Origin of the sequence: Mesorhizobium sp. BR1-1-6 (genome assembly GCF_020165355.1) — a bacterium.
Lineage (GTDB): Bacteria > Pseudomonadota > Alphaproteobacteria > Rhizobiales > Rhizobiaceae > Mesorhizobium.
Genome location: NZ_JAIUHZ010000027.1, coordinates 43,656 through 68,442, shown reverse-complemented (window position 1 = coordinate 68,442; position 24,787 = coordinate 43,656). Strand labels below are relative to the sequence as shown.

Annotated in this window: 22 protein-coding genes and 1 pseudogene; 8 read left to right on the top strand and 15 right to left on the bottom strand. The window is 63.5% G+C overall.

The features are described 5' to 3' along the window. The 8 genes and pseudogenes from LB545_RS29160 to LB545_RS29125 form a co-directional block, all read right to left on the bottom strand. Window positions 1-416: pseudogene (locus LB545_RS29160) on the bottom strand (NAD(P)(+) transhydrogenase (Re/Si-specific) subunit alpha); the annotation flags it as partial. A gap of 87 nt (window positions 417-503) precedes the next feature. Next, window positions 504-728, bottom strand: coding sequence for an aa3-type cytochrome c oxidase subunit IV (locus LB545_RS29155; protein WP_140501115.1), 225 nt, complete (start codon window positions 726-728; stop codon window positions 504-506). Between the two features lie 213 nt (window positions 729-941). Then, complete coding sequence (locus LB545_RS29150) at window positions 942-1,091, bottom strand: DUF3096 domain-containing protein (RefSeq protein ID WP_140501117.1); 150 nt, start codon at window positions 1,089-1,091, stop codon at window positions 942-944. A gap of 114 nt (window positions 1,092-1,205) precedes the next feature. Next, a complete protein-coding gene (locus LB545_RS29145; protein WP_140501119.1) occupies window positions 1,206-1,973 on the bottom strand; it encodes an N-acyl amino acid synthase FeeM domain-containing protein in 768 nt (255 codons plus the stop codon). 340 nt (window positions 1,974-2,313) lie between these two features. Next, on the bottom strand, window positions 2,314-4,629 hold the full coding sequence (locus tag LB545_RS29140) for a putative bifunctional diguanylate cyclase/phosphodiesterase (RefSeq protein ID WP_224706196.1): 2,316 nt from the start codon (window positions 4,627-4,629) through the stop codon (window positions 2,314-2,316). A 136-nt stretch (window positions 4,630-4,765) separates the two neighbouring features. Then, entirely contained in the window at window positions 4,766-8,242 is a 3,477-nt protein-coding gene (locus LB545_RS29135; protein ID WP_224706195.1) for an indolepyruvate ferredoxin oxidoreductase family protein, read from the bottom strand. Window positions 8,243-8,463: 221 nt separating this feature from the next. Next, window positions 8,464-9,003: a hypothetical protein gene (locus LB545_RS29130; protein ID WP_411970497.1), complete on the bottom strand. Its 540-nt coding sequence runs from the start codon at window positions 9,001-9,003 to the stop codon at window positions 8,464-8,466. Beyond that, entirely contained in the window at window positions 8,990-9,604 is a 615-nt protein-coding gene (locus LB545_RS29125) for a CGNR zinc finger domain-containing protein (RefSeq protein WP_224706194.1), read from the bottom strand. Before LB545_RS29125 ends, LB545_RS29130 begins: the two co-directional genes overlap by 14 nt. A 150-nt stretch (window positions 9,605-9,754) precedes the next feature. Here LB545_RS29125 and LB545_RS29120 point away from each other — a divergent pair, with 150 nt between their 5' ends. The 4 genes from LB545_RS29120 to LB545_RS29105 all read left to right on the top strand — a co-directional run bounded on the left by LB545_RS29120 (window position 9,755) and on the right by LB545_RS29105 (window position 14,377). Beyond that, window positions 9,755-10,660 (top strand): branched-chain amino acid ABC transporter permease, encoded by a 906-nt coding sequence (locus LB545_RS29120; protein ID WP_224706193.1) that lies wholly within the window; start codon window positions 9,755-9,757, stop codon window positions 10,658-10,660. Window positions 10,661-10,951: 291 nt separating this feature from the next. Further along, window positions 10,952-11,536, top strand: coding sequence for a TRAP transporter small permease subunit (locus LB545_RS29115; protein ID WP_140501131.1), 585 nt, complete (start codon window positions 10,952-10,954; stop codon window positions 11,534-11,536). Then, the gene (locus LB545_RS29110; RefSeq protein ID WP_224619961.1) at window positions 11,533-13,329 is read left to right on the top strand and encodes a TRAP transporter large permease subunit; all 1,797 of its coding nucleotides are present in this window, start codon (window positions 11,533-11,535) and stop codon (window positions 13,327-13,329) included. The genes LB545_RS29115 and LB545_RS29110 overlap by 4 nt, the downstream gene beginning before the upstream one ends. A 19-nt stretch (window positions 13,330-13,348) precedes the next feature. Continuing rightward, window positions 13,349-14,377, top strand: a complete 1,029-nt coding sequence (locus tag LB545_RS29105; protein WP_140501133.1) for a zinc-dependent alcohol dehydrogenase family protein — start codon at window positions 13,349-13,351, stop codon at window positions 14,375-14,377. 147 nt (window positions 14,378-14,524) lie between these two features. Here the strand turns inward: LB545_RS29105 and LB545_RS29100 are convergent, their stop codons facing one another. Then, window positions 14,525-15,634 carry a TRAP transporter substrate-binding protein gene (locus LB545_RS29100; protein ID WP_140501135.1) on the bottom strand — a complete coding sequence of 370 codons (1,110 nt, stop codon included), beginning with the start codon at window positions 15,632-15,634 and terminating at the stop codon, window positions 14,525-14,527. A 244-nt stretch (window positions 15,635-15,878) separates the two neighbouring features. On the opposite strand from LB545_RS29100, the gene LB545_RS29095 reads away from it, so the two are divergent. Beyond that, window positions 15,879-16,670: a gamma-glutamyl-gamma-aminobutyrate hydrolase family protein gene (locus LB545_RS29095; RefSeq protein ID WP_224647246.1), complete on the top strand. Its 792-nt coding sequence runs from the start codon at window positions 15,879-15,881 to the stop codon at window positions 16,668-16,670. Here LB545_RS29095 and LB545_RS29090 read toward each other — a convergent pair whose 3' ends face one another. The 5 genes from LB545_RS29090 to LB545_RS29070 form a co-directional block, all read right to left on the bottom strand. Further along, window positions 16,671-17,075, bottom strand: coding sequence for a hypothetical protein (locus tag LB545_RS29090; RefSeq protein WP_140501137.1), 405 nt, complete (start codon window positions 17,073-17,075; stop codon window positions 16,671-16,673). It abuts the gene before it with no gap. Window positions 17,076-17,161: 86 nt separating this feature from the next. Next, the gene (locus LB545_RS29085; RefSeq protein ID WP_140501139.1) at window positions 17,162-18,145 is read right to left on the bottom strand and encodes a 2-hydroxyacid dehydrogenase; all 984 of its coding nucleotides are present in this window, start codon (window positions 18,143-18,145) and stop codon (window positions 17,162-17,164) included. Beyond that, window positions 18,142-19,164, bottom strand: a complete 1,023-nt coding sequence (locus tag LB545_RS29080; protein WP_140501249.1) for a LacI family DNA-binding transcriptional regulator — start codon at window positions 19,162-19,164, stop codon at window positions 18,142-18,144. The genes LB545_RS29085 and LB545_RS29080 overlap by 4 nt, the downstream gene beginning before the upstream one ends. Before the next feature lie 66 nt (window positions 19,165-19,230). After that, the gene (locus LB545_RS29075; protein WP_181172188.1) at window positions 19,231-20,115 is read right to left on the bottom strand and encodes a DMT family transporter; all 885 of its coding nucleotides are present in this window, start codon (window positions 20,113-20,115) and stop codon (window positions 19,231-19,233) included. A 172-nt stretch (window positions 20,116-20,287) separates the two neighbouring features. Next, window positions 20,288-20,695, bottom strand: a complete 408-nt coding sequence (locus LB545_RS29070) for a DUF2000 family protein (protein WP_140567817.1) — start codon at window positions 20,693-20,695, stop codon at window positions 20,288-20,290. Window positions 20,696-20,744: 49 nt separating this feature from the next. On the opposite strand from LB545_RS29070, the gene LB545_RS29065 reads away from it, so the two are divergent. Next, entirely contained in the window at window positions 20,745-21,614 is an 870-nt protein-coding gene (locus tag LB545_RS29065) for an AraC family transcriptional regulator (RefSeq protein WP_224706192.1), read from the top strand. Between the two features lie 16 nt (window positions 21,615-21,630). Here LB545_RS29065 and LB545_RS29060 read toward each other — a convergent pair whose 3' ends face one another. Further along, window positions 21,631-22,101, bottom strand: coding sequence for a MarR family winged helix-turn-helix transcriptional regulator (locus LB545_RS29060; protein ID WP_140525594.1), 471 nt, complete (start codon window positions 22,099-22,101; stop codon window positions 21,631-21,633). Window positions 22,102-22,512: 411 nt separating this feature from the next. On the opposite strand from LB545_RS29060, the gene LB545_RS29055 reads away from it, so the two are divergent. Both LB545_RS29055 and LB545_RS29050 read left to right on the top strand, forming a co-directional pair. Beyond that, window positions 22,513-23,601 (top strand): CobW family GTP-binding protein, encoded by a 1,089-nt coding sequence (locus LB545_RS29055; protein WP_224706191.1) that lies wholly within the window; start codon window positions 22,513-22,515, stop codon window positions 23,599-23,601. A 128-nt stretch (window positions 23,602-23,729) separates the two neighbouring features. Then, window positions 23,730-24,704, top strand: coding sequence for a WD40 repeat domain-containing protein (locus LB545_RS29050; RefSeq protein WP_140686568.1), 975 nt, complete (start codon window positions 23,730-23,732; stop codon window positions 24,702-24,704). The last annotated feature ends 83 nt before the right edge of the window (window positions 24,705-24,787 follow it).

The following is a 24,787-nucleotide window of genomic DNA, read 5'->3' as shown; positions in this document are numbered from 1 at the left end:
GCAAGGTTAGCCTGCGAGGACAAGACGTCCATCGACTGGGCGCGCGTGATGCGCGGCATGAATTCCATCGCAAAGGCCGTCACCCCGGCCTTGGCCAGTGCCGCGACGGCGGCATCGTTGCCATAGGGATCCATGATGGCGATGACCGCAGCGCCTGACTTGTAGCTTTTCAGCTCCGCATCCGTCGGCCGGCGCACCTTCAGCACCACGTCGGCCTTGGCAACATCGCCGGCCTCGCCGATCGAAGCGCCCGCCTTGGCGAACTCCTCATCGGGAATGCGCGATCGCGTGCCGGCACCGGCCTCCACAACCACTTCAAGACCCAGGCCGGCCAGCCGTTTCACCGTATCGGGCGAAGCCGCGACGCGCGGCTCGTTCGCATCGAGCTCACGAGGGATGAAAACCGTCTGTCCCACCGCATGATCCTTTCGGCTGGAACCTGTTTGCGCAAAATGTCGGCCGGGGCATCCGGCGACGTCAAAGGCAATGGGGTTTTGGAAAGACTATCGCAGAATGAAGGCGCCGACGGCCATGATCAGGACGAACAGGATAGTCGCCGAGAAGAAGCCGCCCGCGAAGAAACCGAAAGCCATCGCCAGAAGTATGGCGCCGCAGAAGAGTGATCCGTATTTGGCCAGCATGAGGAAGCCCGCATAGGTGCGGTCGTGCTCGGCATAGTCCATCTTCGCGCCCAGTTCGACAGGACCGGTCGGCGTGTGCTCAGCCATAGGAATACCCCTTCGAAGACATCTTTCAGGCACATAGCGAAAAGCCGCGCCGAGAGCAATGGCGCTATTGCCGCATCGCAGCCGACAACTGCCTCAAGGGAAATTTGAAGCAAAGCGCCCCTGCGTTCGGCAGAATCGCCGAACCGCTCCGGCTGCTTGTTTTCGCGCAATCCCGGACGAAGCCGGCTGGCGCGTCAACCGCGCTGTCCGTCTTTAGCCGGCGAGGTGCGGAAACAATCCAAGCAGGCCGGCTATGATCAGGTAGAGCGCGACGATGTAGTTCAGCAGCCGTGGCATGACCAGAATCAGCACCCCGGCGATCAGCGAGATAAGCGGCGTGAGCGCGAGCTGGGAAATATGCATGTCGGGGTCCTTTTGGCAGATACGTCGAAATGAAGACGCGGAGGGTCAACGCGCCGCCGTCATCAAAACGCGGATCTGGCCGGAAAGCTCCGGAGCTTTGCAAAATCAGGGGCCTCAGGCGGCCTCACGATAATATTTCGCCGTCGGCACGATAGACAAGGGCGTCAGCCGATTGATGGCCGGATTGGCGAACATCAACCGCTGTTCCATGGGCGTCGACCTGAAGAATGGGAAACGTTCGAGCGTCAGGCGCATATTTTCGCCGGCGGGGATTTCGAACAGGGCGATCCGGGTAAGAACGCCCGGAAACTCCTTAGCCTCGGTCCTCTGCACGGCATTGAAGTAACGAGAATAAAAATTGGAATGCTCGACCTTGACCGGCGTCAGCACAGAGTTCTGGCCAAAATAGAGCGAGGCCACCATGGCAAGCCTGAGTGTCAGAAACGGCAGCACTCCGGGTGCCGGCGCGGCATCAGGATCGGTTGCGAAGCGGGTTCCGTCGATGAAGGTTTCTCCGCGGGCAAGCCGCTCGATCAGTATTTCCGGATAGGCATCAACGGAGGGCGAATTCGGGTGCTCGATGGAAATGTAATGGAAGCGGATTGTGCTCACCAATTCGCCGTAGCAATAGACACCGAATCGGTAGGAATTGGGTAGATTGTCCCAGCGATCCTCGAACATGCCGCTGGCGAGCGGGCCGCACATGCCGGAGCGCAGATAGGACTTATAGCGAAGCCGGTAAATCGCTTCCAAATCCTCGCCCCCGGTAATGAGGCGATAATCGACATGCTCAAGCAGTTGCATCATCGATCGATTCAGCACCGAATCCCCGGCTGTGCTTACCCCGCCAGACGCATTCCTTGTAGCTGTTGCAGCATCCATCGTCTGTCCTCGAATTCGACCTAGGATAGGCTATTCGAGTTGAAATGAGACACAAGCCGAAATTTAGATCTTGTTGATTTACATTCCGTTAACCTTAATGGCCGGGAGCCGCTTGAGAATATCTTACTGAGCAATCGTCCGAGCGATTGCCACTGAGAGGATGTGGATCATGCCTCCGATACATCTGCGTAGTGAGGAAGACCTTTCAGCAGCATTGCGCAAAGGCAAAATCACGGCGGAACCGTATCCTGTCATCGAACGATTGAGTTCGACATCAAAGAGCATCGTGCGACTCGCAACGCGCGGGGAATCCAATCGAGCGAAGTCGAAAATTACGGCGCTAACGGACCGTCCGTTTACCGGTGCGACGCAGGTCAGCGGCGAATGGCCAGGTGACATTCGACATCGTCTCGATACCCGACGCACTGAGCGCGGCACCGAACAGGAAGCCCTGCACGAGATCCGGTTTCACTTGCAAGGCCAGGATCTTGAGCTGCTCAAAGGTCTCGACGCCTTCGACAGTCACCGAAAGTCCAAGCGGCCGCGACAGATTGACAATGCCCTTCAGCAGCTCCAGCGAACGCTTGCTCTGGGTGACGTCCATCAAGAAGGAGCGATCGATCTTGATCTTGTCGAGCGGCAGCTTGTGCAGATAGCTCAGGCTCGAATAGCCGGTACCGAAATCGTCAAGTGCGATGCGCACACCGATCTGCTTCAGTTCCTCGATATATTGACGTGTCAGCGACTTGTCATCGAGCAGCGCCGTTTCGGTGACCTCGATCTCCAGCCGGCCGGCGGCAAGGCCGGAGCTGGCCAGAGCGTCGCGAACCTTCTGGATGACGTCCCGGTTGCGGAAATCCTTGGCGGAGAGATTGACCGAGACGCTGGTGTGGTCCGGCCATTTGGCGCATTCGGTGCAGGCTGCCTGCAGCACGAAGGTGCTGATCTCGGAAATGATGCCCATTTCCTCCGCCAGCGGAATGAAGATGCCGGGCGAAATCGGCCCGAGGTCGGGATGGTCCCAGCGGCACAGCGCCTCGCAGCTGGCGATGCGCATCGTGCTCATCGCCACGATCGGCTGGTAGACGACGCGCAGGGCCTTGCCTTCCACCGCGCTGCGCAGATCCGCCTTCATCAGCTGGCGGTTGCGGAACGCAGCGTCCATGGCGGCCTCGAACAGCCGCCAGCCGTTCTTGCCGAGCTCCTTGGCCTTATAGAGCGCCAGGTCCGCCTTGACGATCATGGCGTCGACGTCGGTATCCCTGACCCGCGACAGCACGGCGCCGGCGCTGGCCTGGATGCGCAGCCCGTGGCCGGCGACGTCCACCTCCCCTTGCAACGCTGCAAAGATCTCGTCGATCTGAAGGGTCAGATGGCTTTCATCCTCTATACGGTCGAAGAAAACCATGAATTCGTCGCCGCCGAAGCGGCTGACGGTAATGCCTTGTCCCGCAATGGCGGCAAGACGCTCGGCCACCGCGTAGATCAATCCATCGCCGATCGGATGCCCGAGCGTGTCGTTGACACTCTTGAAATCGTCGAGGTCGAGCACGGCAAGGCCGCAGAGGCGGTCACGGTCGCCTGACGCCATCGCCTCGCCGATCAATTCGTGGAAATAGGCGCGATTGGGCAGGCCGGTGAGATTGTCATAGCGCGCCATGAAGCGGATCTTGTCTTCCGCCTCGACGCGTGCCGTCACGTCCTCGAAGGTGATGACCCCGAGTTCCTGGCTGCCTTCGCGGGCGGAGAATTCGTAGTGCTGGCCATTGGCGAGCGAAACCAGGACCTTACGGTCGCGGCCCTCGCGCAATGCACGCGTCAGCTGGGCTTCGATGTAGCGGCAGTCCTTTGGGGCCAGCATGCCGCCCACGACGCCGCGCATCAAGAGACCATGGATTGACCGCCCAAGCAGCGCATCGGCCGATTTGAGCGACATCAGATGCGCGGCCTCGGCATTGGCGACCGCCACCCGACCGTCCGGGCCAAGCATGACGAGGCCATGCGACATGGTATTGAGCGCGCGATCGAATCTGAGCGCGAGCTTCCTCGCTTCCTTGTGGCCGATGACGGCCGAGAAAAGCACATCGCGGACGTGGTCGGCGCTGTTGATCGTGACGAAAGTCAACGGGATGATCATCAGCCCGAGAATGACCGAAGGCACATCCATGCGCAGCAAAAGTGCAAGTGCTGCCGGACCAATGAAGGTCACGGAAAAAACCCGCACCATAATGGGAGAGCCGTAGTTCCGGCCAACAACCGTCACCAAGGTTGCGATGGCCAGCGACGTCGCGGCCAGTTCGGCAAAGGGATCGGGATAGACATAGATCGATATGAAGCACAGCGCGCCCAACGTGAGGCCCTGCACGCTGCCCTTGAGGATGTAGTTGCGCTCCCACCGATGCGCCTCCTGGACGTCGGCTATTACACCGCCTGCCTTCCGGAAGGCGCGAATGCCGAAATAGCGGTAAAGGCAGATGGACAGCAGAACAAAAGAGAAAGCCAGGAACAACGGATTGTTCGTGCGCAAGTAGATCATTAGTCCGAGGATCCAGTAGCACACGCCACCGATCACCAGCATGTGGGCGTTGTCGAACAACGACCGCACAAACTGGATATAAACATCCGATGGGATGTTTTCGGTCTTTGTTCTGCCCATGTCGTCGGCCCAACGCTAGGCCTCGTCATCTCACATCCGCCTTAAGAAAGGCTTAGAACAGCGGTTTTGGGCGGCTTGCCGAGGGTGCGCAAAGCAGGACAGACTGGGAGAATTGGGCTTTAGGTAAACAAGGCCATCACTCGGCGGCCTGGAGTTCCGCCTTCGCTGACGTGCCGGACAGGCGCTCGAGCAGCCTTTGGCGCTCGCCGGCCGCCTTTTGAGCGCTGGCTTGCCGAACATGGCCGTAGCCGCGGATGAGTGCCGGCACGGAGACGAGGGCCGTGGCGGCCTCGATGGTGTCCGGCGCCAGCGAGTTGGCGACGCGTTGCAGGTCGGCCTCATATTGCGCCAATAATTGCCGCTCCATGCGCCGCTCGGCGGTGTAGCCGAACAGGTCGAATGCTGTCCCGCGCAGGCCCTTCATCGCCGCCAGCATGCGGAACCCTTTCATCATCCAGGGACCGAAGCTCGATTTCCTCGGTTTGCCGTCATTGCCGCGACGGCCCAGAATCGGCGGCGCCAGGTGGAATTCGAGTTTTTCGTAACTCTGGAACTGCTTGCCGAGTTCGGCGGCGAAGGAGCCGTCGGTATAGAGCCGCGCCACCTCGTATTCGTCCTTGATCGCCATCAGCTTGAACAGGTTCCTGGCCGCCGCTTCCGTCACGGCGCTCGAACCGGGCGCTGCCTTGGCTTCGGCCGCGCGCAGGGCAGCGATCCTGCCGGCGTAGCGCTTGCCATAGGCGGCGTTCTGATAGGCGGAAAGGAAAGCGATCCGGCGAGCAATGATTTCGTCCAGCGTCTGGGCAATGGTGGCGGGTTGGCCGTCCTTGCCCGGCTGGACGAGGCCACGCACAAAATCCGGCTGATGCGCAGCGCGGCGGCCCCAGCGGAAGGCGGCGATATTCATCCCCACCGCCTCGCCGTTCAATTCGATCGCCTTTTCGACGGCTTGCGCCGACAGCGGCAGACCGCCATGCTGGAAGGCGAAGCCGAGCATGAACATGTTGGCGCCCAGCGAATTGCCGAACAGGGCGGTGGCTGTGCGGGTGGCGTCGAAGAAATGCGCCTTGTCGTCGCCGGCAGCAGTGCGGATCGCCTTCTTCAAGCGCTCGATGGGCAGCGAGAAATCGGCCGAGCGGGCAAACTCGCCCGGCATGATCTCGGCAGTGTTGGCGAGGAAGATGGTGTGGCCCTCGCGCACCGCGGCCAGCACCTTCTTGGCGCCCGAGACGACAAGATCGCAGCCGAGCACGAGATCGGCCTTGCCGGCCGAGACACGGATGGCGTGGATGTCATCGGGCGTGCGGGCGATGCGGACATGGGTGAACACCGAACCGCCCTTCTGGGCAAGCCCGGCCATGTCGATCATGCCGCAGCCCTTGCCTTCGAGATGAGCCGCCATGCCGAGCACGGCGCCGACGGTGACGACGCCGGTGCCGCCGACGCCGTCGATGATCGCTGCCCAGCCCTGTTCGCCGAGCGGGAATTCGGGGGCTGCTGGAACGCCGTCGAGCGGATCGGCCTTGCCGGCGATGCCTTCGGCCTTGCGGATCTTGGCGCCATGCACGGTGACGAAGGACGGGCAGAAACCATTGACGCAGGAAAAATCCTTGTTGCAACTCGACTGGTCGATCCGGCGCTTGCGGCCGAACTCGGTCTCGACCGGCTGGATGGAGACGCAGTTCGACTGGACGCCGCAGTCGCCGCAGCCCTCGCAGACCAGTTCGTTGATGAAGACCCGCTTGTCGGGATCGGGAAAGGTGCCGCGCTTGCGACGGCGGCGCTTTTCGGCGGCACAGGTCTGGTCGTAGAGCAGGATCGAAACCCCGCTGACGCCGCGCAGCTCACGCTGGACGAGATCGAGATCGTCGCGGTGATGGATGGTAGCGCCGGCCGGGAATTCGACCTTGCCGGCATATTTGTCGGGCTCGTCGGTGACGATGGCGATGCGCTCGATCCCTTCGGCTCGCACCTGCCTGGCGATCATGTCCACCGTCAGGCCGCCTTCATGCGGCTGGCCGCCGGTCATGGCCACCGCGTCGTTATAGAGTATCTTGTAGGTGATGTTGGCGCCCGACGACAGCGCGAAGCGGATCGCCAGCGTGCCGGAGTGGTTGTAGGTGCCGTCGCCGAGATTCTGGAAAATGTGGTCGCGCTTGGAAAAGGGCGCCTGGCCGACCCACTGCGCCCCCTCGCCGCCCATCGCGGTGAAGCCGACAGTGTTCCTGTCCATCCACAGCGCCATGAAATGGCAGCCGATGCCGGCCGCGGCGATCGAGCCATCCGGCACCTTGGTCGAGGAATTGTGTGGGCAGCCGGAACAGAAGAAGGGCGTGCGGGAGCCGATGTCCGACGCGTCTGCGAGCATGGCCTGGAACTGGCGCAGCTTCGCCACCCGCGCTGAAATCTCTCCCGACGGACCGATGGTTTTCACGATCCTTTCGCCAAGGGCAATGGCGATCTCGTTTGGGTCGAGCGCGCCCTTGGCCGGAAACAGCCAGTCGCCGCGCTCGTCCTTCTTGCCGACGATGACGGGCTGCGTGGCGGTGCCGTAGAGGCTCTCGCGAAGCTGCACCTCGATCAGCGAACGCTTCTCCTCGACGACGACGATGGTGTCGAGGCCGCGCGCGAACTCGGCAATGTGCTGGAAATCGAGCGGCCAGGGGCAACCGACTTTGAACAGCCGCACGCCGATGCGGCCGGCGGCCGCCTCGTCGATGCCGATATCCTCGAGCGCCTGGCGGACGTCGAGATAGCTTTTGCCGATGGTGATGATGCCGATCCTGGGATTGCGGCCGCCCGAATAGACGACGCGGTTCAGCCCGTTGGCATGGATGAAGGCCGACGCGGCGGCGCGCTTGTACTCATGCAGCCGCTCCTCCTGACCGAGCATGTCGATCTCGTGGCGGATGTTGAGGCCGCCGGGCGGCATGTCGAACTTGGGATTAACGATGTTCAGACGCTCGATCGAGGCATCGACCGAGGCCGTCGATTCGATGTTGTCCTTGACGCATTTGATGGCCGCCCATGTGCCGGCGAAGCGCGACATGGCAAAACCGTAGAGCCCGTAATCGATTATCTCCTGGACACCGGCCGGGTTGAGGATCGGCACCATGGCGTCGACGAACAGGAATTCGGTGGCATGCGCGTTGGTCGAGGATTCGGCCATGTGGTCGTCGCCCATCAAAGCGAGCGCACCGCCATGTTTCGACGAGCCGGCCAGATTGGCGTGGCGGAAGACGTCGCCGGAGCGGTCGACCCCCGGACCCTTGCCGTACCAAACCGAAAAAACGCCGTCATGGGTGCCTTCGCCCAGCAGTTCCGTCTGCTGCGATCCCCAGCAGGCGGTAGCGGCGAGTTCCTCGTTAAGGCCGGGCTGGAAGACGATGTCGGCCTGGGCGAGCTGTTTTTTTGCCTTCCACAGCTGCATGTCGAGGCCGCCCAGCGGCGAACCGCGATAGCCGGAGACGAAGCCGGCCGTGTTCAGGCCCGCGCGGCGGTCGCGCTCGCGCTGCATCAGCAGCATGCGGATGACCGCCTGGGCGCCGGACAGGAAGATGCGTTCCTTCCCCAGGTCGAACTTGTCGTCGAGCGCGACGTCGTGCAGCGTCATCAGGCATTTCCTCTGCGGAGGCCGCGCGGGGGCAGGCAGCCAGCGTCGGGATCGGATGACGCATCCTTTCTCCCCTTGCAAGACAGGTCAAACGAAATCGGACGTGCCAGGCAACGCGCAACGAACGATCCGCCGTCATCCCTTGCCCGGTATGAAATCGCCCCGCGAGCAATGTCCGGGCGTACGAAAATCTCGCTTGCCTTTCGGCTTGGCGGCGAGCGTCAGGTGCCCTTGGAGCAGTCGGGCTTCGGCTCGCCCGGCAGCTTGCCGTCGGGGTGGCCGACGAGATCGGGATTGGCGGTGTAGAGCTGGTCAATGACGAGCGGCCGGTCGGGCAGGATGGACTGGTCTTCGGTGGACATCAGCGTGGTGTCGATCTTCTGCAGGACCGCGCCGTCGGAGCCCTTGATAGCGATGGCGATCGTATAAGGCTTGTTCTTGACGACGCAGGTCAAAGCCGGGCTCTCCAGCGTCACCTTGTCGAGCTTGGGCCAGACCTTCTGCTCGACCACCAACGGCGCGCCGCCGGCCGGATCCTGGAAGCTGGCGACCGCGACCTGGCCCTCTCCCATCGGCCGCAGGGGCCGCAGCGTCACGACATAGGTCGCCCTGGCAAGACGATAGTTGAAGACGAATATCTTGCCCGAAATCTCGAACAACTTGCCTTCACCGTCCTTGGTGGTGTCGCGGCAGGCGCCGAGCGCCATCGCCGCGATCAGCGCCATGCCGAGCAGGGCTGAACGAGAGCTAATCCTGGACATTGTTGACCTCATTGGCCGCCCTGCGGCGGCGATAGTGGCGGCTTGCCTTCTGGCGGTTGCCGCAGACCGCCATGTCGCACCAAAGGCGGCTGGAATTACGGCTGCGGTCGACGAACAGCCAGGTGCAGTTGGGACAGATCCTGAGCCTGGCGACCGTGTCCTCGCGTAGCAGCGACAGGGCGGAAACCGCCAGTGCCGCTTCGAATGCGATCGGCGTTGCCGGATCGCCGAACGGCTTTCCGGGCGCTGCAATCTCGGTCCGGCTGCCGGCAAGACCGCCGGCGCAGGCCCCCAGCAAGCCTGAGAGATGATCGGTGGCGACGGCGCCCCTCAACACGGCGTGGCGAAACAACCGGTCCGTCGCCTCGCGGATCGCCAGCACGACAGGCGCGATTACAGCCGGCGCGGAGACCGCCAGCCGCCTGCCGCCAAGCTCGGCGGCGCGAAAGCCGCTCGCCGCGTCCGCGAAGCGGGCGATCTCGCGCGGATCGTCAAAACGGTCGAAGGTCCTCTCGGGATCGGCACGCAGCACGACGGTGTTAGCCGTGTCGAGCGCGAGCAGGCCGCCGGTGAAGCGGTGCGGGGTCCAGGATACCGTCATGTCCGAAATCTAACCGATAAATGGCATTTGACAAGTTAGATTCGACGATGCAAGTCTGCCCTGAAGCGAGTATTGCCGCTCTCTGTCTGGAGCGTATCGTCGTCCCAAAACCGCTATGCGCTTTGGGCGACATGCCCCGAGGATTTTCGCATGCTGTATCTGTTCCAGCAGGTCCTGAACGGGCTGCATTCAGGCGCACTCTATGCGCTGCTGGCGTTCGGCTATGTGCTGACCAACGGCATCCTGCACCGCACCAACCTGGCCTATGGCGCGCTGTTCGCCTTCTGCGGACAGACGATGATCCTGACCGCCGCCTTCGGCTACCAGGTGCTGTGGCTGACGCTGACGGCGGCGGTGGTGCTCGGCGTCGCAGCGGTTTTCCTCTACGCCGCGCTTATCAGCCGCGTCCTGTCGCGCAGCGTCTTCGAACCGCTGGCCGACCGCTCGCCCAACGCCATCGTGGTGACCACGCTTGGCATCCTGCTGGTCTTATCTGAAGCAAGCCGCATCGCCGCCGACACGCATGATCTGTGGCTGCCGCCTATGCTGGCGCAACCTGTCGTTTTCGCGCAGGATGCCCGCTTCAAGGCGACATTGACGCTGATCCAGCTGCTCGATTGCGCCGTGGTGCTGGGGGCGGTGGCGCTTGCAGCTTGGGGCTTTGCCCATTCGAATTTCGGCCGGCGCTGGCGCGCCGTCTCCGACGATCCCAAGGCGGCCGCCATGTGCGGCGTCGACGTGCGCGCCGTGTTCCGCCACGCAGTGCTGTTCGGCGGTTTCTGCGCCGCGCTGGCCGGCGTCATGGCCGGCCTCTATTACGGCAATGTCAGTTTCGGTTCCGGCCTCGTCTACGGGCTCAAGATCCTGTTCGTGACAGCGGTCGGCGGCTATCTCTCGCCGCCGCGGGCGGCCCTGGGCGCTGCCGCCTTCGGCATGGCCGAGTCGCTGTGGGCGGGCTATTTCCCGGTGGAATGGCGCGACGCGTGGATGTACCTGTTCCTCGTCGCCATGCTGGTGCTGATCGGCGCTGGCCGCGACCAGACCAAGATCGCGTGATCCGCATCAGACTTTGGTTGCATGACGCCTGCCACCGATAAGCCTGTTTCAGCAACGAAACGACCGCCTTAACGCTTTGATTTTGCCCACGAACCCTGCCGGAAGCCGGTTCCGGTTTTCCGAGCCCTGCGCCGCAGCCCTGCGCTTCGTCGGCTTCCTCGTCTCACAACCGCGTTGACAGCGCCGCTCCTGTGTTGACCCGTCCTGCCACGCACGGCATACGGTTAGGCCACAGCGGCGCGGCGTAAAACAACGGGGAGCCGTCGCGCCTCGGACAAAAGGGAGGAATGCATGGCAGGGCTTCTCGCTCTATCCAGGACGATCGACCGTGTGAACGAGTTCATCGGCAAATGGATATCGTGGTTGATCCTGCTGGCAATCCTAGTGAGCGCCGCTAACGCGACCATCCGCAAGGTGTTCGACACCTCGTCGAATGCGTGGCTGGAGCTGCAATGGTACCTGTTCGGCGCCGCCTTCATGCTGGCGGCGGCCTACACGCTGAAGCAGAACGACCATATCCGCATCGACATCGTCTATGGCCTGTTCCCGCGCCGCGTGCAGCACTGGATCGACCTTTTCGGCCATGTCTTTTTCCTGATGCCGTTCGTGACGCTGATGGTGATCTATTTCGTCCCGTATGTGTCGCTGTCGTTCCGCAGCGGCGAAATGTCGAACAATTCCGGCGGGCTGATCATCTGGCCGGCAAAGGCGATCCTGCTGGTCGGCTTCTTCCTGCTAGCGCTGCAGGGCATCTCCGAGATCATCAAGAAGATCGCCATCATGCGCGGCGACATGGACGACCCGACCCCGTTCATATCGGCGCATGAGCAGGCGGAACTCGAAGCCAAGGCACTGGCCGACGAGGTGCGCTCGTGATCGAGTTCATCGCCCAGAACATGGCGCCGATCATGTTCGCCTCGCTGGTCCTCTTCCTGCTGATCGGCTATCCCGTCGCCTTCTCGCTCGCCGCCAACGGACTTTTGTTCTTTTTCATCGGCGTGCTGGTCTCACCCTATTCGGGCGGCTCGATCAATCTCGCCTGGCCGCTGCTGCATGCGTTGCCGGATAATTTCTACGGCAGCCGGGTGATGTCGAACGACACGCTGCTGGCGATCCCTTTCTTCACCTTCATGGGCATCGTGCTCGAGCGATCGGGGATGGCGGAAGACCTGCTCGATACGATCGGCCAGCTGTTCGGGCCGATCCGCGGCGGGCTTGCTTATGCCGTGATCTTCGTCGGCGCGCTGCTGGCCGCGACGACCGGCGTGGTGGCGGCATCGGTCATCGCCATGGGGCTGATCTCGCTGCCGATCATGCTGCGCTACGGCTATGACCGCCGGCTGGCGTCCGGCGTCATCGCCGCGTCCGGAACGCTCGCCCAGATCATCCCGCCGTCGCTGGTGCTGATCGTGCTCGCCGACCAGCTCGGCCGCTCGGTCGGCGACATGTATGCGGGCGCGCTGATCCCCGGCATCGTGCTGACCAGCCTCTACATGCTCTACATCCTGATCATGACGATCGTCCGGCCGAATTCGATGCCGGCGCTGCCGCTGGAAGCACGCACGCTCGGCCATGGCGTCGTGTCGCTGCTGGTGGCGTTGCTGGCGACGGTGGCGATCTCCTACGCGGCCTACCGCTATCTCGCACCGACCCATGGCGACAATGCCGACATCCTCGGCGCCAGCATCGGAGTGGCCGTGATCTATATCGTTGCGATCGCCGATCAGCGCCTGAAAATCAACATGATGTCGCGGCTGGCGCAGCAGGTCGTGATCGTGCTGATCCCGCCATTGGCGTTGATCTTCCTGGTGCTGGGCACCATTTTCCTTGGCATCGCCACTCCAACCGAGGGCGGCGCCATGGGCGCTGTCGGCGCGCTGGCGATGGCGGCGATCAAAGGCCGGCTGTCGCTCGACGTGGTCAAGCAGGCGCTCGCTTCGACGACAAGGCTGTCGTCCTTCGTGCTGTTCATCCTGATCGGCGCGCGCGTCTTCTCCCTCACCTTCTACGGCGTCAACGGCCACATCTGGGTCGAGCATCTCCTGACCTCGCTGCCGGGCGGCGAGGTCGGCTTCCTGATCGGCGTCAACATCCTGGTCTTCGTGCTTGCCTTCTTCCTCGATTTCTTCGAACTGGCCTTCATCATCGTGCCGTTGCTGGCACCGGCCGCCGACAAGCTCGGCATCGACCTGATCTGGTTCGGCGTGCTTCTGGGCGTCAACATGCAGACCAGCTTCATGCATCCACCCTTCGGCTTCGCGCTGTTCTACCTGCGCTCGGTCGCCGCCCGGGTGCCCTATCTCGACCGCTTGACCGGCAAGCAGATCGCGCCGGTGACCACGGGTCAGATCTATTGGGGCGCCGTGCCGTTCGTCTGCATCCAGGTGATCATGATCGGGCTCACCATCGCCTTCCCGCAAATGGTGATGCACTACAAGGGCACAGCGGTCGATTCCGGCACGATCGACTATACGGTGCCGGAGGTGCCGGGACTGACGCCGCTCGGCACGCCGCCGGCCGGGAGCGGCCCCGCACCCGCCACTGGCGCCCCGCCGCCCGCCGCGCCTGCCGCGCCCGACCTGTCGCAACCGCCGAACTTCGGCGACACGGCGCCCGCCAAACCGGCGGCACCACAGCCGGATCTGTCGCAGCCGCCGAATTTCAACTGATGCCGGAGGTCGCAAAACCATGAAAGCGGTACGGCTGGAAGCGGTTGGCAGCATCACGCTGCGCGAGGTCGCCAAGCCGGTTCCCGGGCCTGACGATCTGCTGGTGCGCATCGAGTCCTGCGGCGTCTGCGGCACGGACCGGCATCTCTTCCACGGCGAGTTTCCCTGCCGGCCGCCGGTAACACCCGGACATGAGTTCTCCGGCATCGTCGAGGCAATGGGACATTCCGTGAGCGGCTTCTCGATCGGCGACCGCGTCACCGGCGATCCCAACATCGCCTGCGGACGCTGCCGCCATTGCCATGCCGGCCGCATCAATTTGTGCAGCAATCTCAATGCCATCGGCATCCATCGCGACGGCGGCTTCGCCGACTACGTCGTGTTGCCGCAGAAACAGGCCTTCATCCTGCCCGCGGACTTGAAGCCGACGCACGGCGCCTTCTGCGAGCCTCTCGGCTGCTGCCTGCATGGCGTGGATCTGGCCGAGATCAAGCCCGGCTCCTCGGTCGCCATACTTGGCGGCGGCGTGATCGGCCTGCTCACAGTGCAACTGGCAAGGCTTGCAGGGGCGACGACCATCATCCTGTCGACGCGACAGGCATCACGGCGCGCACTGGCCGAGGAGCTCGGCGCGACGGCAACGGTCGACGCAAGCGCCGCCGACGTCATCGATGCCATCTCCGGGCCAGCGGGACTGGTGCCCGGCGGTGTCGACGTGGTGCTCGAATGTGCCGGTGTCCAGGAAACGGTCGAGCAGTCGCTGCGGCTGGCGAGGGCCGGCGGCACGGTCGTCATTGTCGGCGTGGTGCCGCAAGGCATGAGGGCGGCGTTCGAGCCCTTCGATCTTCTGTTTCGCGAGTTGAAGGTTCTCGGCTCCTTCCTCAATCCCTACACGCACCGCCGCGCCGCCGAGCTGATCGCTTCGGGCGCGATCGAGATCGACCGGCTGATCTCCAGGCAGGTGCCGCTGGAAGAGGCCGCCGCGGTAATCGCCAACCCGCCTGCCGCCGGCGAGGTCAAGGTGGTGGTGGTGCCGGACCGAGGCTGAGTGCCGCTGTCGCTTCGAACCCGTTCGACCCCCGGCCCTGCGGCGCAAGTTTCGACGCCTTCGACTATCGATGTTTCCAGCACCGACGCCCAACGAATAAACCCCGGACTACCGAGTCCGGGGTCTTCGAAATAAGGCAGAAAAACCTTACAGCTTGCCGTTGCGCTGCTGGACCATCATGAAGGTGTCGTAATTGTACTCGGCCACCTGCGCCCAGAGATAGTGCTCCTTACGGAAGCCCTTGATCGAGTCCCAGATCTTCTTGAACGGCGCGTTCGAGGCTTCCATTTCGGCGTAGACCTCATTGGCCTTCTCGAAGCAGGCGGACATGATCTCCTGGCTGAACGGACGCAGTTTGGCGCCGCCGGCCACCAGCCGCTTCACCGCCGCAGGATTGAGATAGTCGTATTTCTGCAGCATGTTGGCATCGGCGGCTTGCGCGGCGGTATGCAGCAGCGACTTGTAAGTCGGCGAAAGTTCTTCGTATTTCGCCTTGTTGAACATCAGGTGGACGGTCGGGCCGCCTTCCCACCAGCCTGGATAGTAGTAGTAGGGCGCGACCTTGTAGAAGCCGAGCTTCTCGTCGTCATAGGGGCCGACCCATTCGGCTGCGTCGATGGTGCCCTTTTCAAGCGCCGGGTAGATGTCGCCGCCGGCGATCTGCTGCGGCACGACGCCGAGCTTCTGCACAACCTTGCCGGCGAAGCCGCCGATGCGCATCTTGAGGCCGGAAAGGTCGGCCACCGTGTTGATCTCCTTGCGGAACCAGCCGCCCATCTGCACGCCGGTATTGCCGCCAGGCAGGCCGAACAAGCCTTGCGTGGCGAGAAATTCGTTGAACAGGTCGATGCCGCCGCCATGATAGTGCCAGGCATTCATGCCGCGCGCGTTGAGCGAGAACGGAACCGCCGCGCCCAGCGCCCAGGTCGGATCCTTGCCCCAGTAATAATATGCCACCGTGTGGCAGGCCTCGACCGTGCCGGCGGTCGTGGCGTCGGCCGCCTGAAGGCCGGGCACCAGTTCGCCAGCGGCGAAGACCTGGATCTGGAAATTGCCGTCGGTGGCTTCCGAAAGCATCTTTGAGAAGACCTCGGCGCCGCCATAGATCGTGTCGAGCGATTTGGGAAAGGACGACGCCAGCCGCCAGGTCACCTTTGGATTGGACTGGGCTATGGCCGGCGCGGCGAGCGTGGCGGCGGCCGCGGCGGCGCCAACGCCGGTCGTCCCGGCCTTGCGGATGAATGAACGACGATCCATGAAGTCCTCCCTTTTGGATCAACAAACCGACGTGCGGCGCATGCTCGATGCCCCGCACGGCTGGGCGAAACAATACACGGGCAAGGAGTCGAGTCCAGCGTGGCGGCCTGATTTGACGGCGTGTGCGCAGGGCCTTGCAACTATAGTCTAACGGGCCGTTTGGTGGCCCATCCGACGGACCGAAACTTGTCATGGAAAAATGTGCTGGGATCGCCTATTTTGAAGGCAGGATTCCCCGGCCCAGATGGAAAACAAAGCCAAAATGCAGCAGCCGCTCGTCGCCATATCGACCGACGTCCGTCAATTCGACAACTACACCTGGCATGCCGCCCCACAGCAATATCTGGAGGCGGCGATAGCCGGCGCCGGCGTGTTTCCGGTGCTGGTGCCTTCGTTCGGCGAGCGGCTCGATTTCGATGAGCTGCTGTCGTCGGTCGACGGCGTCATGCTGACCGGCTCGAAATCCAACGTCGACCCCTCGCTCTATGGCGGCGATGCCAGCGAGGCGAACGGCCCGTATGATCCGGCACGCGACGCCACCACCTTGCCGCTGATTCGCAAGGCGATCGAGCGTGGCGTGCCGCTGCTTGCCATCTGCCGCGGCATCCAGGAGATGAACGTGGCGCTGGGCGGCACGCTGGGCACCGAAATCCAGGAGCGTGAAGGCTCGCTCGACCACCGCGCGCCGGTGAGCGACAATCAGGACGAACGTTTCGCGATTCACCAGACCGTTTCGATCAAGGCGGGCAGTTGCCTGGCCGGTGTGTTTGGGGCCGGCGACATGAAGGTCAACTCGTTGCACCGCCAGGCAATCGGCCGGCTTGGTTCGAAGCTGCAGATCGAAGCCGTGGCCGACGACGGCACCGTCGAGGCGGTCTCTGTAAAGGATGCCCGCGCTTTCGCGGTCGGCGTCCAGTGGCATCCCGAATACTGGGTCAAGTCGGATAGTAACTCGGCCAAGATCTTCCGGGCCTTCGGCGACGCGGTTCGCCTGCATGCGGCTGCCAAAGCCGGCGCCCGCGCGGCGGCGGAGTAATCAGTCGTCGGTGCTCGGGTCCCCGGCGGCCGCCAGCGACAGCAGCGGCAGTGCGGGAGCGTAGGATTCGAATCCGTCGCCATCGGCGACCGCGAAGGTGACGATCGGATCGACGCCGTTGACGCTGAAGGCGACCGTGCCGTCCTCCTGCTCGCGCCAGAATTTCGCCCGCTCGATGCCTGGCATGAGTCGGCTACAGTTCGGAGCCACCGTCAAAAGCGACAGGCCGTCCGAGACGGTGGCGCCGCGTTTGATTGCGCAAACCCCCTCATCACCATTGGCGACCAGCCTGTAGGTGTCGGGCGGCGCGGCCTCTTCAGCGACGCTTTCGCCAGTGCCGCCATGAAACAGCTGAACGCCGCCAAACAGGGCGGCGGCTCCGATCAGTACGGAAAGCGTTTTCATGGTGATCCTCATCCATGCGTACGGACAGGATGAAGAATGATTTCAAAGGGTTAAGCTGACGTTAATAAATATGGCAGCCCGACCGCTCAGCAGCGCGCCTTCACATGCGCGGTCTCGGGCACAGGTGTGATCGACCGGCGCTCGCTGAACCAGGACACCAGATTGTCGACGCACAGATCCGCCATGGCGCGACGTGTGTGCTCCGACGCCGAACCGACATGCGGCAACAGACTGGCATTGGTCGCGTCAAGCAGCGCCCGCGGCACGTTCGGTTCGTCGGCGAAGACATCGAGCCCGGCGGCGGCGATAGTGCCCTTGGCGAGGGCTGTCGCAAGCGCCGCCTCGTCGACCGTGCTGCCGCGCCCGATATTGACGAAGACGCCGTTGGCGCCAAGCGCCGACAGGATCTCGGCATCGACCGCCTTTTCCGTCGAGGCGCCGCCCGGGACCACCGAAATCAGCGTGTCGACTGCTTCGGCGAGGCCCTTCAGCGTCGGATGATAGGGGTAGGACAGGCCCTCGACCCGGCGCCGGTTGTGATAGGCGACGGGCAATCCGAACGCCTCCAGCCGGCGGGCAATGGCGAGCCCGATGCGGCCCATGCCGAAAATGCCGGCGCTGCGGCCGCGCAAGGTAAGCCGGCTCAAGGGATAGTTGCCCTTGCGCTGCCAGCTGCCGTCGCGCAGCCAGGCTTCGGCGCGCGGCAGGTCGCGCACGGTGTTGATCAGCAGGCCGATGGCGGTGTCGGCGACCTCCTCGGTCAGCACATCCGGCGTGTTGGTGACCATGATGCCGTGATCGCCAGCGTGGCGGGCATCGACCGAATCGTAGCCAACACCGAAACTGGCGACGATCTCAAGCTTGGGCAATGCATCCATGAAGGCCGCGCTGATGCCGCCGAACGAGGCGATGGCGCGCACGTTGTCACGCATTTCATCGGTGACCAGGGACGGGTCGGCGCGCTCGATCCCGACACGCCTGAATGTCCGGTCGATGCGCTCGACCGCGTGGTCGTTGAAATGCCCCGGCACCAGGATGGCGACGGTTTGCAGTTGCTCGGGCCTTGTCATGCACGCTCCACCGGCTTGCCGGTCGACTGTCGCACATGCAGTTCCGGCTTGATCAGTTCCTGAGAGGGCCGCACCGTCTGCCCGTTCAGCTTGTCGAGCAGGGCGCTGGCGGCGCGGCGGCCAACCTCGCGCTGACCGTTCCACACGGTGGTCAGCGCCGGCGTGGCGATTGCCGCCTCCTCGAGATCGTCGTAGCCGGTGACCGATATGTCCAGGCCGGGCACCAGGCCGGCGCGCGCGATGCCGTTCATCAGGCCGATGGCGACGAGGTCGTTCCAGCAGCAGGCGGCTGTCGGCTTGTCCTTCAGGGCCAGAAACTGTCCGGCGGCCTCGAAGCCAGCCTGCTTGGTGCGCGGGCCGGGGATGCGCCAGGCCGGCCGCACTTCCAGCCCGGCGGCCTCCATGGCGTTGACATAGCCCTGGTAGCGATCGCGGCCGGTCGAGGTCTGGTCGGTGCCGCCGATCATGGCGATGCGCTTGTGGCCGAGCGAGATCAGGTGATTGGTGGCAAGCCCCGTGCCATAGGCATCGTCGCCGCGAAAAACCGGCACGTCGGCGCCCTCGACGGTGCGCGCGATCAGCACCGCCGGCAGGCCGTTTTCCTCGGCCATCAGAATATCCGAGGCCGGAGTGCCGATGGCCGGCGACATGATGACGCCGTCGGCGCCGAGCTGCAAAAGCGTGTCGATGAAAGTGCGCTGCTTCTCGAGCTGGTCGTAGTGATTGGACAGGATGAAGGTCTGGCGGCTGCGGTCGAGCTCGCTTTCGATCGAGCGCAGTATCTCGGCGAAGAACGGGTTCATGATGTCATGCACGACGACGCCGACAATGCCCGAACGCGAGGTACGCAGGCTGGCGGCACGGCGGTTGTAGATGTAGCCGATGGCGCGGGCATGTTCCTTGATGCGGTCACGGGTGCCGCCTGCCACCAGCGGGCTGTCGCGCAGCGCCAGCGATACCGTGGCCGTGGACACGCCGAGCGCATCCGCGATCGTCGACAGCTTGATCTTCTGTGCCAGCCTTCCCCTCCCCCGTCGTTTTTTAAACTGTTTAAAGGCGGCCTTATGCCACCCTTCGAGGCTAAATCAAAGTTTTTTTGCCAGCGCTTCCGCCTCGACGTCCAGCACCGCACGATTGCGCAGGCGCAGCCGGTGCTCGCGATGGACGATGTAGAGACCGCTGGCGACGATGACGGCGGCGCCGACGAGCGTCCAGCGGTCGGGGAACTGCTTGAAGACGATGAGCCCGGAAAGGATCATCCACACCATCTGCGAATAGGGATAGGGGGCGAGCGCGGTGGTGGTGGCCATGCGATAGGCCTGCACCAGAAGCCAATGACCGACGCCGCCAAAGACGCCGAGCATGAGCAGGATGAACCAGTGCCAGCCATCATGCGGCAGGGAAAACGAGAACGGCAGCATGGGCAGGAGCACCACCGCCGGGGCCAGTGCCGAAAACAGGATGAGGCTTTCCGATGTCTCGGTCGCCGACATGCGCCGGGTCATGATCACATAGAAGCAGTTCGACAGCATCGAGCCGAGCGCGAACAAATGACCGATGCCGAAAACGCCGACCCCCGGCCTTGTGATGATCAGAACCCCGGCGAACGCGGCCAGGATCGCCAGCCACCGCCGCCAGCCCGCCCATTCGCCAAGCAGCGGGCCGGCAAGCGCGGTGATGACCATCGGCCCGAAGAAATAGATCGATGTCGTCTCGGCCAGTTGCAGGGACCGCAGCGCCAGCACGTTGCAAATGGTCGAGCCGAACAGGAACAGCCCGCGCAGGACATGAGCCGGCAGGTTGGCCGGACGGAACCGCGCCGGTTCGCGCCAGCCGCGCAACAGCGCGCCGACCAGCACGACATGCACGGTAAAGCGCACCCAGGCGACGACAAGCGCGGAGACGCCGGCTAGGACGAGGTATTTGCTGCTGGTGTCGAGAAAGGTGAAGAAGACATAGGTGGAAAGCATGCACAGGATCGCCACCGGCGGCGTCGCGCTTTCTGAAGATGTTTGGGGAGCACTCACTTGCAGGCCGAATGGAAAGCTGGGCTGAGGCCCACCTTTGCGGCAATTGCGGGCGTGCGGCAAGCCAAAAGCCGCTGGCACAACAAGAGCTGCGGACAGGCTCAGGCCCGGGTCGTCAGGGATGCATGCGAGCACCCTTGGTGATCTTGTCGACCGTCTTCTTGTCGGCGCGCAATGCGATGCCGACCACCTTGGCGTCTTCCGGCGCGAATTCGGCGAAGACGGCGCGGTTGGCGGCGTCGAACCCGGTCGAGAACATCTCCTCGACATAGAGCGAGCTCGTTACTCCGCGCTCCAGGGCGCGGCTGTGGATTGCGCCGAGTGTCGCCTGGTCGGCGGACAGCACGATGACGGGCTGGATCGACAGCGGGTTGTAGACATTGCCGGCGCGGTCACGATAGGGCTCGCCGATGATATCGGGGAACTGCGCGACGACGCCGCTGGTCAGGAATGCGGTGACGTTGAGCTTTTGCCAGACCGGCAGATCATCCCTGAGCACGATTGCAAATTTCGTATCGAACATGAGACAGTGACCATTCGGGGTTGTGCCCCTTTCAAGGCGAAAGGAAGCGATGTCGCTCGATCTAGGCAGCCAGGCGTTCCAGGGTCTTGGACGTTTGTGCGCGGAGGCTGCGGAAAACTGCATCATTGCCGCCCGCGACCCCGCCGGCATGGAGCGCATCGAGGCGCGATTCCACGGCAGCGCCTTCGACCTGCATCGCCACGACACCTATGCGATCGGGGTGACGCTGCAAGGCGTGCAGAGCTTTCGCTATCGCGGGGCCGCGCGGCATAGCCTGCCCGGCCAGATCATCGTCCTGCATCCCGACGAACTGCATGATGGCGGCGCGGGAACCGAGGACAGGCTGCGCTACAGGATCCTCTATCTGGAACCGTCGCTGATGCTGGACTGCCTCGGTGGCGCATCGTTGCCTTTCGTCAGGCAAGCCGTGGTGGCGGACGAACGCCTGCGCGCGACCTTGCTTTCGGCGCTGGGTCCACTGGAGGAGGAACTCGACGAGCTGTTCGTCGCCGACTTCCTGGCGCAACTGCTGCAAGGGCTCGCCCGCCATGCCGGCCAGCCGGCGAGAGCGGTGCCGGGAACGGCCTGGCGGGCGGCCGCTCTGGCGCGCGACTATCTCACGGAAAACTCTGCCCGGCCCGTGCGATCCGACGAGTTGGAGGCGGTTACCGGGTTCGACCGCTATGCCTTGTCCAGGCATTTCCGCGCCGCTTTCTCCACCAGCCCGCATCGTTTCCTTTTGATGCGCCGGCTTCAGCGCGCGCGGCGCATGATCGCCGCCGGCGAGCCGCTGGCACAGATCGCGGCCGAGGCTGGTTTCAGCGACCAAAGCCACTTCAACAGGCAATTCAAGAAGGCATTCGGCATGACGCCGGGACGCTGGTCTTCGCTGATCCGTGGGTCCGCCGCGGTGGCCTGATCACCGCAACCGGCGGTCAGTCGTCCGACTCGGCGTCGTCGTCGATCAAGGCCAGGTCTTCGTTCGAAAGATTGGCCTCGATGCGGGCAAGAAATTTGAACAGTGCCTTCTGGTCCTTCTTGTCGAGGCCCTTCAGCGCCTGCTTTTCGGTCTTCTTCACCGACTTTTCGATGGCGCGGATGGTCTCGCGACCGGTGTCGGTGAGAAAGATATGCGCCTGGCGGGCATCGGCGTCGGAGGCGCGCTTTTGCAGAAAGCCCTGTGCCTGCAGCCGATTGATGGTTTTGGTGATGGTGGGCGGGCGCACGCCGAGCCGGCCAGCCAGATTGCCCGGGGTTTGGCCATCCTCGCGGTCGAGCGCCAGCATGATCTGGTCCTGGCCGGCATAGAAGCCATGCGCCAGCAGCCGTGCCGCAAGCGCTGTTCTTGCCAGCCTTGCCGCCGAATGCAGCCGGCTCATTGTCGCAGTCTTGTCCGCCTTGGCCATGGTCATCCCTCTTCGGCCATATCGGTGCGGGCAGCATAGACGCAGCCGGCCGGTTGGCAATCGACGATCAAAAAAGATTCCGGCGCCTGAAACAGCTTTGCCGGCAAGCATTGCGGTACCCGCCGTGGCTAATGCCAGATGATTATTTCAGTTAGATGACAAACGACTTTTCGCGAAAGCGATTGCGGTGGATCGGCCCGCCGTGGCCGTCCACAGGCTCTTTCTGCGCACCGATACCGCATGGCCGGCAGGGCGCCGCCAGCCGCCTGCTTCGACGAGACGTTGGCCTATGGATTGGACCGCAGCCATTCGCGGTTTGCCTCGTGCAAAAGCCCGCCGCGCATCCTATATGGAGCCGACAATCCCTTTCGAGGCCGAAATCTTTCAAGGCCCATCCATTCGAGGCAAGCCATGAGCGACGCACAGACGCAGATCCCCGTAACCGTTCTGACCGGCTATCTCGGCGCCGGCAAGACGACGCTGCTCAACCGCATCCTGTCGGAAAACCACGGCAGGCGCTACGCCGTCATCGTCAACGAATTCGGCGAGATCGGCATCGACAACGACCTGATCGTGGAGTCCGACGAGGAAATCTACGAGATGAACAATGGCTGCGTCTGCTGCACGGTGCGCGGCGACCTGATCCGCGTCGTCGAGGGCCTGATGCGCCGGCCCGGCCGCTTCGACGCCATCGTGGTGGAGACCACGGGTCTCGCCGATCCGGTGCCGGTGGCGCAGACCTTCTTCATGGACGACGACGTGCGCTCCAAGACGAAGCTCGACGCCGTGGTGGCGCTGGTCGACGCCAAGCACCTGCCGCTCAGGCTGAAGGATTCCAAGGAAGCCGAGGACCAGATCGCCTTCGCCGACGTCGTCGTGCTCAACAAGACCGACCTCGTCACACCAGAAGAACTGGCCAAGGTCGAAGCGACGATCCGCGCCATCAACCCGGCCGCAAGGATCCATCGCACCACCCGCGCCGGCGTGGCGCTGTCGGAAGTGCTCGACCGCGGCGCCTTCGACCTGTCCAGGGCGCTGGAGAACGACCCGCATTTCCTCGAGGCGCATGACGACCACCATGAGCATGATCATGATCATGACCACGATCATCACCACCACGATCATGACGGGCACGATCATGACGGGCACGATCATGACCACGATGGGCACCACCATCACGCGCACCCATCCGACATCCATGACGTGACGGTGCAGTCGGTTTCGCTGCGCGGGGGCGAGATGGATCCGAAGAAATTCTTCCCCTGGATCGAGAAGGTCACCCAGATGGAGGGGCCGAACATCCTGCGCCTGAAAGGCATCATCGCCTTGAAGGGCGACGACGAGCGTTACGTCATCCAGGGCGTGCACATGATCATCGAGGGCGACCACCAGCGCGCCTGGAAAGACGGCGAGAAGCATGAGAGCCGGCTGGTGTTCATCGGTCGCGAACTGGACGCCGAACGGCTGAAGAAGAGCTTCGAGGCCTGCCAGGCCGCTTGATTTCCGGACTTTATGGCGGTAGCGCTGCCCGCTCTTCCTCCTCCCCTTGCGGGAGAGGGTGGGGCCGCGCCTGGCGCGCCGGCGGCTCCCGAGACGACCAGCAACAATCTGGAATGGACCTGTCCTACATGCCGACCGTCGCCCCGCTTGATCTCGAAGGCCATTGCCTTGCCGCCGTCTTCCTCGGCGACGTGCCGCATTTCGCGCTGGCCGACGGCACCGTCCATCGGCTCGACAATGGCCACAAGACGGTGCAGGCCAATGACGGGCTGCTCGCGGCCTTCCACGATGCCGCCAATGACCGGCTGCTCACCGGCGGCGAAGACGGCAAGGTGTTTGCGGTGAAAGCGGGCGGCGAGGCCAAGGAATTGGCGAGCGCGGGCAAGAAGTGGGTCACCAGCGTCGCCGCTGGCCCGCAAGGCGCCATCGCCTACGCTACAGGCAAGACCGCCTATGTGCGCTTTGCCGACGGCCACACAAAAGAGTTCGCCCATCCGCGTTCGGTCGAGGGGCTGGCATTTTCGCCCAAGGGCATGCGCTTCGGCGTCGCGCGCTACAATGGCGCGACGCTGCATTTCCCGGCCGCCGAGGGCAAGCCGGTGGAGCTCGAATGGGCCGGCGCCCATACCGGCATCACCTTCTCGCCGGATGGCGCCTTCCTGGTCACCACCATGCAGGAAAACGCGTTGCACGGCTGGAAGCTGGCGGACGGCAAGCACATGCGCATGAGCGGCTATCCCGCCAAGGTCAAAAGCCTGTCATGGAGCGTGAAAGGCAAGTGGCTGGCGAGTTCCGGCGCGCCGGCGGCGATCGTCTGGCCGTTTTCAGGCAAGGACGGGCCAATGGGCAAGGCGCCGCTGGAACTCGGTACGCGCGGCAATGCGATGGTGACCTCAGTCGCCTGCCATCCGAGCCAGGATGTCGTCGCCATCGGCTATGAGGACGGCATGGTGATGGCGGTGCGTTTTTCCGACGCCAAGGAAGTGCTGTTGCGTCGCCCCGGCAAGGGCGCCATCACCTCGATGATGTGGGACAGGGAAGAACGCCGCATCGCCTTCGGCAGTGCCGCCGGCGACTGCGGCGTTATCGACATCACGGGTTAGGGGAGTAGGGGAGTAGGGCAATATGGGAGCGGGTTTAGAGCATCCGGGCCGTTGAGCGCCTACCCCACTACTCCACTACTGCG